The organism is Fibrivirga algicola, assembly GCF_011742925.1.
Taxonomy (GTDB): Bacteria; Bacteroidota; Bacteroidia; order Cytophagales; family Spirosomataceae; genus Fibrella; species Fibrella algicola.
Map to the genome: position 1 here is coordinate 575,172 of NZ_WAEL01000004.1, position 15,398 is coordinate 590,569.

Consider the following 15,398-nt stretch of genomic DNA (forward strand, 5'->3'; position numbering starts at 1 on the left):
AGTCTAGATTCTGATTGGGTACGTGAAAAACGGAGGCGGTAAGCCAACCCCAATTTTTCCGGAGGCTATGCCTTAAAATGTCAGGTTTACACCAAAAACGAACGTGCGGGCGCGTGGATAGGCGGCGAAGTCGACACCCGGCGTCAGCGGATTGGCGCGGCGGGCGTTCACTTCCGGGTCGAACCCTGAATAGCCAGTCAGCGTAGCCAGGTTGTTTACCGTGGCGTAGAAGCGGGCCGACTGCACTTTTACGTGCTGAAGAATAGTCTTCGGCATCGAGTAACCCAGCGTTACGTTGTTGATGCGCAGGAATGAGCCGTCTTCGATCGCCCACGAGTGCAGGTAAGGCCGGTTGTTGGTAATTGGCTGCCAGATAGTCGCGTTGGCGTTCAGCGCGGCTAGTGCAGCCGGATCACGTACCACAACACCTTTGTCGTCAATTGTCCGCCAGCGATCATTCATCACCTCCAGCATATTGATGTTGGTGTAATAGCCCGACGTAAACTCGATTTTGTTGGCATTGTAGACGCTGTTGCCGTATACCCAGTTCAGGAAGATGCTGGCATCAAAATTCTTGTAGCTGAACTGGTTATTGAAGCCACCAATGTGCTTTGGATTGGCGTCCCCAATCACGGTACGGTCGTTTTCCAGCCGAATCTGTCCATCGGCATTCAGGTCTTTCAGTTTAATAGTGCCTGGCTGCGGAGCGCCAAAAATGGTTGTTCCATTCACAACCCCTTCTTTCAGGGTGTAGGTACGTGTGGTGGCGTTGTAGGTGAAGTCATCTACTTTGTAGAAACCATCGGTCACGAACCCATACATCAAACCAACGGGCTGACCCACTTTCAGGATGTAATCATCGGCCCCGTCGCTTCCCTGCCAGCCGGCATTGGTTGTCTGCTGAAGCACCGGTCCCAGATCATCGACCTGGTTACGGTTAAACGAGATATTGGCGTTGGCCGTCCAGTTGAAGTCGCCAGCGCGGATTACTGTACCACTCAGCTGAAACTCGAGGCCCCGGTTCGAGGTAGCACCAACGTTTTTGATCTGTGTGGTGTAACCCGACGTCGATGGAATTGGCAGGTTGACGAGCAGGTTTTTTGTTGTGTTCTGGTAGTAGTCGGCAGAGAACTGAACCCGGCCACTCAACAGGCTTAAGTCAAGGCCAATATTGCGTGAGTAGGTCGTTTCCCAAGTCAGATTGGCCTGAGCCAGCGATACCGGCGAGAAGGCAGGCAGCACCGATTCGCCCAGCGCGTATTGAGCACTGGTATTGTAGAGTTGGGCGTATAGGTAATCACCAACCCGGTTGTTACCGGCCGCCCCGTAACTCACGCGCAGTTTGGCGTCATCGATCACCTTCACTGATTTCATGAAGTTTTCCTGCGAGATACGCCAGGCCAGCGAGCCTGACGGGAAATAAGCCCACCGGCTCTCAGGCGCAAACTTGGTTGATCCGTCGGCCCGGAATGTGGCCGTTGCCAGGTATTTCTTGGCAAATGTGTAATTCACCCGGCCGAAGAATGACAACAGGCGGTTCTGGTATTCGCTGCTCGTTGGCTGGGGCTGGATAGCTCCAGTTGGTGGTGAGCCCAGGTTCATGTTTGCCAACGCTTTTTCGGGCGAAATCTCCGAGGGGAAATAGCGTGTTTCCAGCCCGATTGCGCGGCCTCTGGTTTCGTAGGTTTCCTGCCCCAGCAGCACATCGATGTCGTGGTTCTCACCAGCGAATCCCGCCTTGCGGTAGGTCAGCACATTGGAATTGTTGATTGTGATGGCAGTGCTGTTGCGGATGGTCGCCACTGGCAGACCAGCATAGTTGCGGGCCGTACCGGTGATTTTGCTGTAAAACTGATCCGTCCGATCCACGTTGTTGTTGTAACCGGCCGTGGTACGGAAAGTAAGCCCGGGCATGATCTCGTAGCTGGCGTAACCGCTGATGTTGGTTCCGTTTGTGAACCGCTTCTGGTACTCGGCATCAATCAGGGTCACCGGGTTAGTCAGGCGGGTGGCGATGTAATACTCCTCATCGAAGTCAATGTTTGAGGCTGGGCGCGTTGGCAGATCGAGTGGCTGATACTGGATGCTCTGACGCAGCCGGTTCGTGCTGGCTGTTCCACTCGTGGTAGTGCCAGCTCCGTCGATGCGCTGGTCGATGTAGCGAACCACCACGCCTACTTTCAACTTTTTGCTCACCGAATGGTCGAGTTTAAAGTTGGCCAGATTTCGGTTGAACGCAGAACCCAGTTGAATACCTTCTTCGGTATTGTTGGTCAGGCTCAGGTTATAGCTTGTTTGCTGGTTGCCGCCATTGACCGACACGTTATGGTTCTGATAGCCCGCTTTACGACCGAATACTTTATCCTGCCAATCGATGAAGGGTGAATTTTTATACACCTGCAGCGTATCGAACGTAGAGCCAAACTGACGGGCAAATGTTGAACTATCCGTTGCGTTACCACGGGTACGTTCATACTGATACAATACATAATCATACGGCTTCAGCACGTTCAGTTGCTTCAGGTTTTCGCGAAAGCCAAACGAACCGTTGTAGGTAACGGTCGTACGGCTGTTGGTCCGACCCGACTTCGTTGTGATGATAACCACACCATTGGCACCACGAGCCCCGTAAATAGCCGTAGCCGACGCATCTTTCAAGACATCGATGCTGGCAATATCCTGTGGGCTGATGGTGTTCAGTGCGTTGTCGAGTTGAATACCGTCTACCACGTAGATAGGCGAGTTGTCCTGCGTAATCGAGTTACCACCCCGTACCCGAATACGGATGTCGGCGCCTGGTCCACCTTCAGCGGTTGTTACCTGCACACCCGCCAATCGACCCGTAATGGCTTCGGCGGCGTTGGTGATGGGTACGTCCCGAATTTGCCGACTATTCACCGACGATACCGACCCGGTCACGTCACGCCGGTTCACGGCTTCGTAACCAATAACAACCACTTCATTCAGTGTTTTCTCGTCAGTTGCCAAAGCAATATCGAGTGTCGCCTTGCTACCAGGTGTAACCTCCTGCGGTTCGTAACCGATAAAGCTGAACGTCAGCTTCACGTCGTTTCTGTCGGGAATCCGAATCGAGAATTTCCCATCGGCGTCGGATGTGGTACCCGAGCTGGTGCCTTTCAGCACAACCGATACGCCAGGCAGGGTAGTACCCGTCGTTTTGTCTTTGATCTGACCCGTAATCTGGCGGGTTTGCTGGGCGTAAGCCGCCGGGAGAATTCCCAGCAAGAGTACGAGTATACGTAGGAATCTATTCATAGGGCAACAGGCGTATCCGCTACCGGTGCGGAAAACTGATGGATGCATTTGGTTATTTTTACAACTCAGTGAGTTGTACTTATCGATGTTGTATCTATTGTTAGTAGACCTTAATAGCTTATTAAAATTTGCTTTACTAATGGTAAGGAACAAGTATACAATTGACTTTTTTTACGCAATCGTTGCCGGGAACGTTACCAAAAAGAAATTTTCAACGGATGCATGGTAATAATCTTAGAATAGTTCATTAAAAGCATTGTGTACGGAATATACCTGGACTGTACTATCTCTTCACAATAAATATAATTATTTCAATACAGACCCAAATAACATAAAAAACCCCCAACAACCGTAAGGAAGTTGGGGGTTACATTAACCAACAAGTAGAGTCCGTTAATTGACTGCTAGACTACGCGTCGTTCTCACCTAGATCAACAGGTTTCATAGTCGGCGTTAATAGGTGCATGACAACCCAGGCCAGAATATATGCCGACCCGCACATGAAGAAGATGATGCTGTAGCCACCCTGCGCATCGCCCGCTTTCTTGTACGTATCCAGAATGCGACCAACGATCTCGGGAAAAATGATCCCGCCCACAGAACCCGCCATACTTCCAATGCCCACAATTGAACTGATTGTCCGCTTGGGGAACATATCAGACGCAGTGGTGAAAATGTTGGCGCTCCAGGCCTGGTGTGCCGCTCCGGCAAGACCGATCAATGCAACCGCTCCCCAGATACCCGGTCCAAAACGTACCGCGATAACGGGCATGACCAGTACGGCAAAGATGAGCATCGCCGTTTTACGGGCTCGCCAAACGGTCCAGCCACGACCGATGAGCCATGACGAAAGGTAGCCACCACCAATACTGCCAATGCTTACCAGGGTGTAGAGCACGGCCAAATACAGGTTCGGCTTTTTCACGTCGAGATGGAAGGTTGTGGCAAAGTAATCCTGCAACCAGAATAAGAAAAACCACCAGATTGGGTCGGTCAGCATTTTACCGAACACGAACGCCCAGGTTTGCCGCACGCTGAGCAGCTTGGCCCACGACACAGGCTTACCATGATCGGCCACTTCGTCGGGCGTCGTTTCGTTGTCACTGTGGATATAATCGAACTCTGCCTTCGATAATTTAGCCTGCTTAGCGGGGATTTCGTAGGTAAAGTGCCAGAAGATGAGCCAGACAAAACCAACCGCACCCGTAGCAATAAAGGCCATTTCCCAACCATAGATACCCAGTATCCAGGGCACAGCAATGGGGGCAATAACAGCTCCGATATTGGCACCGGAGTTGAAAATACCGGTTGCCAGCGCACGTTCCCGTTTCGGGAACCACTCAGCCACCGTTTTAATGGCGGCCGGAAAGTTGCCTGCTTCGCCGAGGCCAAGGCCGATTCGGGCCATAATAAACCCGGTTGTGCTCGTTGCCAGACCATGCAACATGGCGGCCAAACTCCAGAAAACGATCGAGATGGTGTAGCCCATCTTGGTGCCGATGCGGTCGATAACACGCCCAAATATGAGCAGGCCGATGGCATAAGCAGCCGAAAAGACCTGTACAATGCGGCTGAAGTCAAGCTCCGACCAGTTAAATTCTTTTTCGAGCGCGGGCTTCAGCAGCCCTACTACCTGCCGGTCGAGGTAGTTAATGGTTGTAGCAAAAAAGAGGAGAGCTACAATTGTCCAGCGGTAGTTTCCTAGCGGTTTGGTCATGGGGGTATAGAAACGGGTTACTACTAAAGAAGGTGGCTGGGTACGTACCCAGCCACCTTCCGGCACGATTAAACGGTGGCAGCCACAGGTTTGCTGCTAAAGCCAAAATAGGACTTTGCATTTCCGTAGCAGATGTTCTGCACCACCTGGCCAATCCACTCGATATCGTCGGGCAGTTCGCCGTTTTCGATATCGTTGCCGAACAGGTTGCAGAGAATCCGGCGGAAGTACTCGTGGCGCGGATAGGACAGGAAAGAGCGGGAATCGGTCAGCATACCTACGAATCGGCTCAGCAGTCCCATATTCGACAGGGCGTTCATCTGCTTTTCCATGCCGTCTTTCTGGTCGAGGAACCACCAGCCGGAGCCAAACTGCACCTTACCGGCAACCGATCCATCGTTGAAGTTCCCGATCATAGTAGCCATGATCTCGTTATCGGCGGGGTTCAGGTTGTAGATAATCGTTTTGGCCAGCTTGTCACTCGTATCCAGCCGATTGAGGAAACTCGACAGCGCACGGGCCTGCGAGAAATCACCAATACTGTCCCAGCCCGTGTCTGGTCCCAGCAGCGATAACATCCGGCTGTTGTTGTTGCGCAGTGCCCCCAGGTGAAACTGCTGCGTCCAGCCTTTTTCCCAGTCCATTTCGGCCAGATACACCAGCATCGCCGATTTGAATGTTAGCACTTCGGAGCTGCTCAATTCCGATCCTGACCGAATTTTATTGAATATAGAGCGGACTGTTTCGTCCGTAAAGTCAGCTGCATAGATCTGCTCCAGGCCGTGGTCGGAGAGCTTACAACCCATTTCGGCAAAATAGTCATGCCGATTCCGTAACGTACCCATAAAGTCGTCGAACGTGGCAATCGACGAGTTATCAGCCTCTTCCAGCCGGGCAACGTACCTGTTGAATTCAGCCGCATTCTCGACTGCCATTGCTTTATCGGGCCGGAATGTAGGCAAGACGCTGATGGTAAACTCAGAACCGGCAGCCTGCTCGTCGGCAATCTTGCGATGGTGTTCCAGCGAATCGGCGGGGTCGTCGGTGGTGCAGACGGTCTCTACCCGCATCTGATTCAGCAAGCCCCGTACCGAGTGCGACGAACGCTGTAGCTGCTCGGTGCACGATTCATAGACGCGGCGGGCGTTGCTCCCGTTTAGTACGTCGTTAATGCCGAAATAACGCTGCAATTCCAGATGCGTCCAGTGATAGAGCGGGTTACGCAACGTATACGGTACCGTTTCGGCCCATTTCTGAAACTTGTCAATATCAGCGGCATCGCCGGTGCAGAAACGCTCGTTCACCCCGTTCGACCGCATAGCCCGCCACTTGTAATGGTCGCCATATAGCCAGGCCTGGGTCAAGTTCTCAAACTGCTTATCAGTGGCAATCTGGTCGGGTGGCAGGTGGCAGTGATAGTCAATGATGGGCATCGACTTAGCAAACGAATGATACAGTTCCTGAGCTGTTTCCGTTTGCAGGAGAAAGTCATTGTCGTTCAAAAAATGCTTTTTCATACTTCGTAAAAAAATGGACGTGTGAATGCACTGTAGGTTTCCATACCATGGGTTTCAGTCGGCTTTGTGTAAGCCACGTACGAACTGAAACCCACGGTATGGAAACCGCAGCACTACAGAGAAACGCCCCGTTTCCAGGGAATAAAATCGTCTTGCCCGTGTCGAACGGCAGCTACTTCGGTTTCGCCACTCGCCACGCTGATAATCTGAGCCAGCATTCGTTCACCCGCCTGCTCAATCGTTTCATCCCCATCGATCACGGTTCCGGTATTGATATCGATAATGTCAGGCATTCGCCGGGCCAGTGCCGTGTTGCTCGAAATCTTGATGACGGGCGCAATCGGATTTCCGGTAGGTGTACCAAGACCCGTAGTAAACAGAACTACTGTTGCCCCCGAAGCAACTTCCGCCGTGGTAGACTCCACATCATTACCGGGCGTACACAACAGGTTGAGGCCCGGTTTCGTGACCAGTTCAGGGTAATCGAGCACGTCGACGATTGGGGCGGTGCCGCCTTTTTTGGCCGCGCCCGCCGACTTCATGGCATCGGTAATCAGCCCATCGCGGATATTCCCGGGCGACGGATTCATGTCGAAGCCTGAGCCCGCTTCTTTCGCGCGCAGGGCGTAGGTGCTCATCAACTCGCGAAAACGGCCTGCCAGTTCGGTATCGACACAACGGTCGCACAGTTCCTGTTCCACACCGCACAGTTCCGGAAACTCAGACAGAATAACGGTGCCCCCCAGCGCAACAACCAGGTCGGAGGCGTGCCCTACCGCCGGATTGGCCGAGATACCCGAGAATCCATCGGAGCCACCGCATTCGAGGCCGATCACCAGTTTGCTGAGCGGTGCCGGCTGGCGCACCTGCGAATTGGCCTGCATCAGACCGGCAAACGTTTGCCGCAATGCCTGGCTGAGCAACGCTTCTTCCGTTCCGATTGTCTGCTGCTCAAGCATGAATAGGGGCTTGTCGAAATTCGGACTGCGTTTCTGAATTTCCTCCTGCAGCATAGCCACCTGCGCGTTCTGGCAACCCAGACTCAGCACCGTTGCACCCGCCACGTTTGGGTGAGTGATATACCCGGCCAGTAAACCGCACAGAGCCTGCGCATCCTGCCGGGTACCACCACAACCGCCCTCGTGCGATAGGAATTTCACACCGTCGACGTTGGGGAACAGTCGCTGTTTAGTACCCAACGACTCCCCTGCTGACTGTAGATCGGCCTGCAATACCTCCTCGACGGTGCGGCCAGCCTGCACCAGCGCCATTAATTCGTGGGTTTGTTTCTGCCAGGTACGTTGCTGACCATAACCCAGGTCTGTGACCAGCGCGTCTTTGAGCACCTGAATATTCCGATTCTCGCAAAACACCAATGGGATCACCAGCCAGTAGTTGGCCGTTCCTACTCGTCCATCGGAGCGGTGGAATCCCATGAATGACTGATCACGCCAGTGGTTTACAGCCGGAGCAGTCCACGATGAGGATGTTTCACCCAGATCGTAGCTATTCGTAGCGTGCTGCACGTTGAAGGTTGTTAAGCGACCGCCCGCCTGAATATGCTGCTTGGCTTTCCCCACCAAAACGCCGTACATGGTAATTGGGTCACCAGGAGCCAGTGCGTTGATGGTCAGCTTATGTTTGGCCGGAATGGCCTCGGTTACGGAGATCAGTCCGCTCTCATTTGGGACGTGTTGACCCGGTTCCAGATCAGCCAGTGCCACAAGCACCGAATCATCGGGATGTATTTTTAATACGTTTGTTTTCATACGGTTACGGCCTCTGCACCAGTAAAGTAGCTAGACAAAGTCAATCGAATGCCGCTGTCGGTTAGTTGTGTCAAGTGCTTAGCAACGGCAGCAGCGAAGCCGGGTAATTGGGTTAGATCGTGCCCCCACAACGGTACGTTCTGGAGTACGGTATTAGTTAACTCCTGCGGCGTTAACCGAGTCCACAGATCAGCGAAGTACCCCGCCTGGTCATCGTAAATCGGATAGGCCTCGCCGTTACGTTCCCCATACCAGGTTTCGTCCTGCTGATGGGTGGCCCGCATGAAAAGTAGGTAGGCCGCAAAACCGATAGCCATGTAGCGGGGCGTTACGTTTAACTGCCGATAATAATGCAGCAGTGTGGGTACGTTGCGCATCTGCATTTTGGCGGTATACTGCATTGTAATGGCCAGCCAGCGGTGCTCGATAAATGGATTACGGAAGCGGTCGAGCACCTGAAAGCCAAAACGCTGCGCCACTTTTTCATCGACCGAATACGGAATACCCGGAATCAGTTCACCCAGCATTACGCTTTGCATGAATGCCGACACGACCTCATCTTCCATCGCCTCGCGAACGGTGTCGAGGCCACTCAGGAAGGCGAGACCACAGCTTAACGTGTGCGTACCGTTGAGCAGACGTAATTTCAGCTCCCGGAACTGATCGATATTAGGTCGGATGATGACTCCCTCGTCGGCTTTCTGAAAGGATAATACCGCTTCCACATGCTTGTCGCCTTCAATGGCCCACAGCCGGTACGATTCCGAAATGGTCAGCAGGTCATCTTCATAACCCAGCATCTCAGTAAGCGCGTGGTGCGTAGCCGGGTCTGGTCTACCCGGTACGATCCGGTCAACCAGCGAGTTGCAGCAGGTGTTGGCCGTTTCGAGCCAGTCGATAAACGCGCCGTCGAGGCCATTCAGGTGAGCCAGTTCAAGCAGAATATCGTTGAGTTTTGTGCCGTTTTCAGGGATAAGCTCAGTAGGCACGATAACCAGCCCTTTAGTCGGATCACCGTTAAAAGCCTGGTAACGGGCATGCAGCACCGCTAGTAATTTACCGGGAAACGATACTGGCGGAAACTGCCGTATATCATCCTGAACGAGTTGAATTCCTACCTCTGTGGTATTCGAGATAACGACCTGCAAATCGGGGCTGGCGGCTACCCGTAACACCTCGCTCCAGTGGCTTTTAGCCGACAATACCCGACTGATAGCCGAGCACACCACATTTTCTTCAACCAGTTTCTGATTATTTACCCCCCGGATACACAATGTATACAGATTGTCTTGCCGGGCAAACGCAGCCATATCGCCGCCATCTGTCGATTTCACAACCACAATCCGACCGTTGAAGATACCCTGCCGGTTGGCCTTATCAATCAGGTAGTCGGGTAGCCCACGGAGTAGTACGCCGGTCCCGAATTGTAGCACACGTTCGGGCAATTGGCGCATTGAATCGATGGGAAAACTGATATCAGGCCGTGACTGGCTACTAGTCAGGAGCGATTGATTAGACAGTAGATTCATATATCTTTAATAATAGTCTAGCAGCTTCGTAGGAACAGTCGATTCCATTATCAGCCGGGGCAGATAGTATGTCGACTGATTAAATTGTCTTTTTTGGAGAATAGAGGTAACAAGCCGTCGGAACTAAATAATCTGGCAACTCAATAAGATTAGATAGTTAATAGTTTAGATAGAAATTAATTGAGAAATTTATTCATGCAAACGTTATCGGGAACGTTACCGGATTCGCGACGCCTCGCTAAGACGCATAAATATGCGATGTTGATCCGTCACCAGTCCCAATTTTAGCCTATCTTCGTCAACAAGCGCTTTTTGTACTTTACCAATATACCCCTTGGATACCATTACTATAAAAGACATTGCCCGTGCGTTGAATTTATCAACGTCGACGGTTTCGCGAGCCTTACGGGATAGTTATGAGATTAATCCTGAAACGAAGCGGCTGGTAATCGAATATGCCGAACGTCTCAACTACCGCCCTAACCCAATTGCGCTCAGTTTAAAAGAGAACCGCAGCCGGGTAATTGGTGTCATTGTACCGCAGATTGCCAACAACTTCTTTTCTCAGACCATCAATGGCATTGAGGCAGTAGCCTACAGTCGGGGCTATCATGTCATCATCTTTCAAAGCCACGAGTCGTTCGAGCGTGAAATTGTGACGGTGCAACAGGCGGTAGCGCGCAAAGCCGACGGCTTGCTTATCTCCCTGTCGAGCAGTACGTCCGATGTGGGCCACCTGCGGGAGTTGCAGGAAAAGAAACTACCAATTGTGCTTTTTGACCGGGTATCGAAAGAGTTGGACTCTCCCAGTGTGACGGCCGATAATTTTGGGGGGGCTTTCGCCGCTACCGAGCACCTGATTCAGACAGGTCGGCGGCGCATTGCACACCTCACCATTCCATCCTACATCTCCATCACGCAGGAACGGCTGGCAGGGTACCGGGCGGCGCTCGAGAAGTACAACATACCGTTTGATGAAGCGCTGGTCAGGTACGCTGGTTTTGGGCAGGATGAAGTAGGCCCCATCGTCGATGACCTGCTGGCTCAATCACCCGACGCGTTTTTTGCGGCTAGTGACCGGCTGGCGCTGGGCTGTCTGGACGCCCTGCGTAAGCGGCAAATTGCCATTCCGGAGACCGTATCGCTGATCGGTTTTACCAATATAACGGTGGCTAATCTTCTCTCGCCATCGATGAGTACGGTCGAGCAGCCCGCCCTTGAAATTGGTCAGCTCGCTGCTGAACAGTTGTTTAATATGATCGAAGGCAAGCAGAAAATTCCTCAACCCGGCATCATCCGCATTCCTACCCGCATGGTTATTCGTGAATCGTCGCAACGAACTTCGGTTGAGGTAGCTGGCTAAATGGGTACACCGGGCAATGCCCGGTGTACCCACTGATTACTTCATGGTCAGGGCGTTACCAGGTGCACCGGCACTGGTCTCTACTACTTTTTTAGCGCGTGACCTATCCGTATTTTGTAGCTTGATCTCTTTTGAGCGATCGCCTGAAATGTACATCAGCAGGTCGGTGCCGTCATTGTACCGAATGTTGTCGAACGTCAGATTTCGGCTGTTCTGAATCTGCATCACCGTTTTAGCAGGGGTTATCATCGCTACGTTTTTCAGATGAATTCGCTCGGCTTCGATGCATACAAGCCCCTTCCGGCTCTGCAATACGGCGTTTTCGATCAGGATATCCTTCACCGACATTTCGGGAAGCCCCCGCACCATAATGCCCGTTTCGGCCCCTTTGCAGGTCACATTCCGGATCTCGAATTTCTGAAACTGGGGGGTTCCCTCCGACAGTGGCTGTGCCGGGATAGCGGGCAGCTCGTTCGATTCACCATGCTGGGGCACCGGATCTTTGGCGGCGTAATACATATCGAACAGAATGGCCTCCCCGGCAATATCAGTCATGTCGATGCCATCGATAAACACGTTCTCAACCACGCCCCCCCGGCCGCGTGCCGTTTTGAAACGCAGGCCAACATCGGTGCCCATAAAAGTGCAGTTTGAGACAAAGAGGTTTTTTACCCCGCCCGACATTTCGCTGCCAATCACAAACCCGCCGTGGGCGTGGTACACCTTGCAATTCCGGACGATGATATTCTCCGTAGGCACACCGCGCTTACGTCCCTGTTCATCCCGCCCCGACTTGACACAAATGCCATCATCACCAACATCGAACAGGCAGTTTTCGACCAGCCCGTTTTTGCACGATTCAAGATCAAGCCCGTCCCCGTTCTGGGCGTACCAGGGGTTCTTAACCGTTACATTCCGCAATGTAATATCCTGGCAAAGCAGCGGGTGCAGGCACCAGGCCGGCGAGTTCTGGAACGTTACGCCTTCGAGCAGAATCCGCTTACAGCGCGTGAGGCTAAACATATTTGGCCGCAGAAAATCTTTGACCGCTTCATAATACGCTTTATCCTGGCCGCCTTTGATGGTCATTGAAGCGCCTTTCAGCGACTGGGCAGTCGGGTACCAAGTATCCTGTTTGTCGTTGAGCACCCCGCCCGACGCAACCAGTTTCTTCCACTGGTCGGCGGTTAGTTTGCTTTTCTTCACCATCCGCCAGGCATCACCAGCTCCATCCAGAATACCTTCGCCCGTGATGGCGATATTTTCCAGGTCAACACCGGAAATGGGGGCTTGATTCCGGATAGCCTCCTCTCCTTCCCAGGTTGTCGATACCAGCGGGTAGGCTTCGCGTTGACTGCTGAACTGCACCAACGCGCCTTTTGCCAGGTGCAGGTTCACATTATTTTTCAGGGTGATAGGGCCAGTTAACCACAGGCCGCGTGGTACCAGCACCACGCCCCCGCCTGCTTTGTTGCATTGCTCAATGGCTTTTGTGATAGCCGCCGTATTGAGCGTGAGCCCATCGGCCACGGCACCAAAGCGACTGATGGAGATCGTATCTTTCCGGAATTTGGGAGCGGCGACCTTTGGCAGTGCAGGCACCGCTTCGGGGGCCATCCGGAACGCAGTTGCGATGACCAATAAGGTAAATCCTACGCGTTTTTTCATTATATCGTTGGCAACTAAGGGGATGTCATTTGGGTATTCATTCATACGCTGGGTACCCTATTCAGGTATACTGAACGATAAATAGACCGGTAGATCATCACTTATTCAAGAAGCGGTTGCCTTTTTTTTACGCAATCGTTCCCGGCAACGATGCCATACAACGCCGCGTTATGCCAGCTCGGCTATCGTTTGCCGAATATGGTCGGCAAGTTGGGGCCAAAATCGAAGAAAGTGCAGATTAATGGCGTCGTAATGCAGCACCAAATCCTGTACGGCCGTATCCAACCCCGACGAAAATTGGGTACGGCGCGACAGGCCCGACAATGCCCGGTCTATACCCGCCGTGGTCTGGTAGTTGCGCAGCCAGTCCTGTTCCATCATGTAATGAGCCATCCGGGCGGCACGGGGCGGTAACCGGTCGGCCTGAACCCGCAACTGGTGGTAGACGTACCCAACGAACTCATGCAGGTTGTCGCCGGTAATTTCAGTGAACTGCGTAGCCAGGAAATGATCAAAAAACACATCGACGGCTACCCCGGCGTATTTATGGCAACGCGGATATAGCAAGGTCCGCACCGCCTGAACTTCAGCGTGCGAATCGGTGAACGCATCGATGGCCCGGTGAATACGAATGCCGTCGATTTCGACGGGCAGCAGACCATGCCGCTCAGCCGCAGGGTCACCCTTAATGAAATCGCCCATGAAATTCCCGATCAGGTAGCCCTCATTCCGATCCGACAGCCAGGCATGTGCGAGTAAATTCATACCGTGCGCGCGCTGGCCAGCGGCGCCTGGTCCTCCTGCAACATAAAGCCCGACGTAGGTACGTACCGCTCTACCTCGACGCCAAATTTGGTCAGGAAGTCAACGCCCTCATCAGAGCCAATGCCTTTGTATTCGGCGTAGGAGTGCAGGTAAAGCACCCGGCTGATTTTCATGCTATAGATGATTCGTGCGCAGGCGATGCAAGGCGATAGGGTAACATAGATGGTAGCCCCTTCGATGGCCGATCCGTTTTTAGCCGCGTATAGAATGGCATTTTGCTCGGCATGTAGCGCCAAGGAGCACGAACCTTTCGAATCGCGGGGGCAACCTACATCAGGAAATTCCTCGTCGCAGTTGTGTGTGCCAGCGGGTGGCCCATTATAGCCAATCGAGATGATGCGCGTGTCTTTGGTCAGTACGGCCCCAACCTGCGCTTTAATGCAGTGTGAACGCTTGGCCAGGTTCACGGCCAATTCCATGAAAATGTCGTCGAAACGGGGCTTCATCAGTCGGTGGGTACGTGGGTGACTAATCGGGCAGGATACGTACCTGAATATCCTTGAAATAGACTTTGCTTTTGGGGTCGTGACCCTGAATGGCGATCGTTCCTGCGCTCAGCTTTTGTGCGCTTGTTCCCTGAGTGATGCTTTCGGGCTCCGTGTACGAGTTGATCACCTTATCGTTGATCATCACTGTTACCTGGTTGCCTTTCACAATGATGTGCTCGGTATACCATTCATCGTCTTTCACAAACGTCTCTTTCACGTCCTGCTTGCCATACACACTACCCGTTTTGCGCCAGTCGGTATGCGTCTGGTTCACTTGGATCTCGTAGCCTTTGGCGGGCCAGCCCGTTTCCTGATAAGCCGTGTGAATAAACATACCTGAGTTAGCCCCCGGCATAGTCTTCACCTTCGCCTTCCACTCGAAATTTTTGAAGTTGTGGTCGTTCACGGCCCCTTCGTAGAAGAGATGTGCCCGGGGACCAAATACCATAATAGCACCGTCTTCCACACTGAACGTACCCGGATTTTCGGCCGCTTTCCAGCCAGTCAGCGTTTTACCATCGAAGAGGTTTACCCAATCGTTCGCTGATTTCTTTTGTGCAAACGCAGTAGTCCCAAGCGTCAATAGCAGGGCGACAGTAAGGGTGAGGTAGTTTTTCATGAGTTGGGTATTGACTTACACGTACCGTTAAATGAATGACTAATCTACACGTTTGACCGCGAATACAAGCCGGAACGTGTATTGTTTTATGCGTAGTAAAGATAGTAGTTCCGCTAGCTAATCAGTAGCGCTACTGGCAAACAGCCAATTCAGAGCGCAATAAGTAAACCAGCGGTATGGTTATTGCTACTTAAAACAAAGTTAGTTACCAACATATGTTTACTGATGCCAAAGTTTATAGTAGCGTTCCTCTTTCTCCTTTCAGGATTCGATTCCTTCTGTCAATCAGTTGTTTACGTTACGCCAACTGGAGCAGGTAACGCCTCAGGTACATCGTGGACAAATGCGCTGCCAGGTACGTTGCTGGCCAATAGCGTTGCCACGGCTGCCTCAGGAACGCAGTTCTGGGTGGCCTCCGGTACGTATTACCCAACTACAACAGGAGATCGAACGGCATCCTTCAGTCTAGCGTCGGGCGTGTCGATATATGGTGGTTTCGCTGGAGGGGAAACGTCACAAAGCCAACGACCAGAAACTGTGGTCTATGAAACGATACTATCTGGAGATATAGGAATACTTGGCGATAGATCAGACAATAGCATGAATATTATTCAGATCTTAAATACC

At 52.4% G+C, this 15,398-nt stretch carries 10 protein-coding genes; 1 reads left to right on the forward strand and 9 read right to left on the reverse strand.

What is annotated here, in order from left to right:
• Positions 1 to 72 precede the first annotated feature (72 nt).
• From F7231_RS13750 to F7231_RS13770, 5 genes are all read right to left on the reverse strand, one after another.
• Positions 73 to 3,276, reverse strand: a complete 3,204-nt coding sequence (locus F7231_RS13750; RefSeq protein ID WP_166692286.1) for a SusC/RagA family TonB-linked outer membrane protein — start codon at positions 3,274 to 3,276, stop codon at positions 73 to 75.
• A 409-nt stretch (positions 3,277 to 3,685) separates the two neighbouring features.
• Complete coding sequence (locus F7231_RS13755) at positions 3,686 to 4,993, reverse strand: MFS transporter (RefSeq protein ID WP_166692287.1); 1,308 nt, start codon at positions 4,991 to 4,993, stop codon at positions 3,686 to 3,688.
• A gap of 68 nt (positions 4,994 to 5,061) precedes the next feature.
• Positions 5,062 to 6,510 carry a glucuronate isomerase gene (gene uxaC, locus F7231_RS13760; RefSeq protein WP_166692288.1) on the reverse strand — a complete coding sequence of 483 codons (1,449 nt, stop codon included), beginning with the start codon at positions 6,508 to 6,510 and terminating at the stop codon, positions 5,062 to 5,064.
• A 113-nt stretch (positions 6,511 to 6,623) separates the two neighbouring features.
• Positions 6,624 to 8,279, reverse strand: a complete 1,656-nt coding sequence (locus F7231_RS13765) for a UxaA family hydrolase (protein WP_166692289.1) — start codon at positions 8,277 to 8,279, stop codon at positions 6,624 to 6,626.
• The gene (locus tag F7231_RS13770; RefSeq protein WP_166692290.1) at positions 8,276 to 9,808 is read right to left on the reverse strand and encodes a tagaturonate reductase; all 1,533 of its coding nucleotides are present in this window, start codon (positions 9,806 to 9,808) and stop codon (positions 8,276 to 8,278) included. The genes F7231_RS13765 and F7231_RS13770 overlap by 4 nt, the downstream gene beginning before the upstream one ends.
• 334 nt (positions 9,809 to 10,142) lie before the next feature.
• On the opposite strand from F7231_RS13770, the gene F7231_RS13775 reads away from it, so the two are divergent.
• Complete coding sequence (locus F7231_RS13775; protein WP_166692291.1) at positions 10,143 to 11,171, forward strand: LacI family DNA-binding transcriptional regulator; 1,029 nt, start codon at positions 10,143 to 10,145, stop codon at positions 11,169 to 11,171.
• Positions 11,172 to 11,207: 36 nt separating this feature from the next.
• Here the strand turns inward: F7231_RS13775 and F7231_RS13780 are convergent, their stop codons facing one another.
• The 4 genes from F7231_RS13780 to F7231_RS13795 all read right to left on the reverse strand — a co-directional run bounded on the left by F7231_RS13780 (position 11,208) and on the right by F7231_RS13795 (position 14,771).
• Positions 11,208 to 12,839, reverse strand: coding sequence for a glycoside hydrolase family 28 protein (locus tag F7231_RS13780; protein ID WP_166692292.1), 1,632 nt, complete (start codon positions 12,837 to 12,839; stop codon positions 11,208 to 11,210).
• Between the two features lie 168 nt (positions 12,840 to 13,007).
• The gene (locus tag F7231_RS13785) at positions 13,008 to 13,604 is read right to left on the reverse strand and encodes an acyl carrier protein phosphodiesterase (RefSeq protein WP_166692293.1); all 597 of its coding nucleotides are present in this window, start codon (positions 13,602 to 13,604) and stop codon (positions 13,008 to 13,010) included.
• Entirely contained in the window at positions 13,601 to 14,110 is a 510-nt protein-coding gene (locus F7231_RS13790) for a deoxycytidylate deaminase (RefSeq protein ID WP_085413328.1), read from the reverse strand. Before F7231_RS13790 ends, F7231_RS13785 begins: the two co-directional genes overlap by 4 nt.
• A 22-nt stretch (positions 14,111 to 14,132) precedes the next feature.
• Positions 14,133 to 14,771 (reverse strand): 3-keto-disaccharide hydrolase, encoded by a 639-nt coding sequence (locus tag F7231_RS13795; RefSeq protein WP_166692294.1) that lies wholly within the window; start codon positions 14,769 to 14,771, stop codon positions 14,133 to 14,135.
• Positions 14,772 to 15,398: the final 627 nt, after the last annotated feature.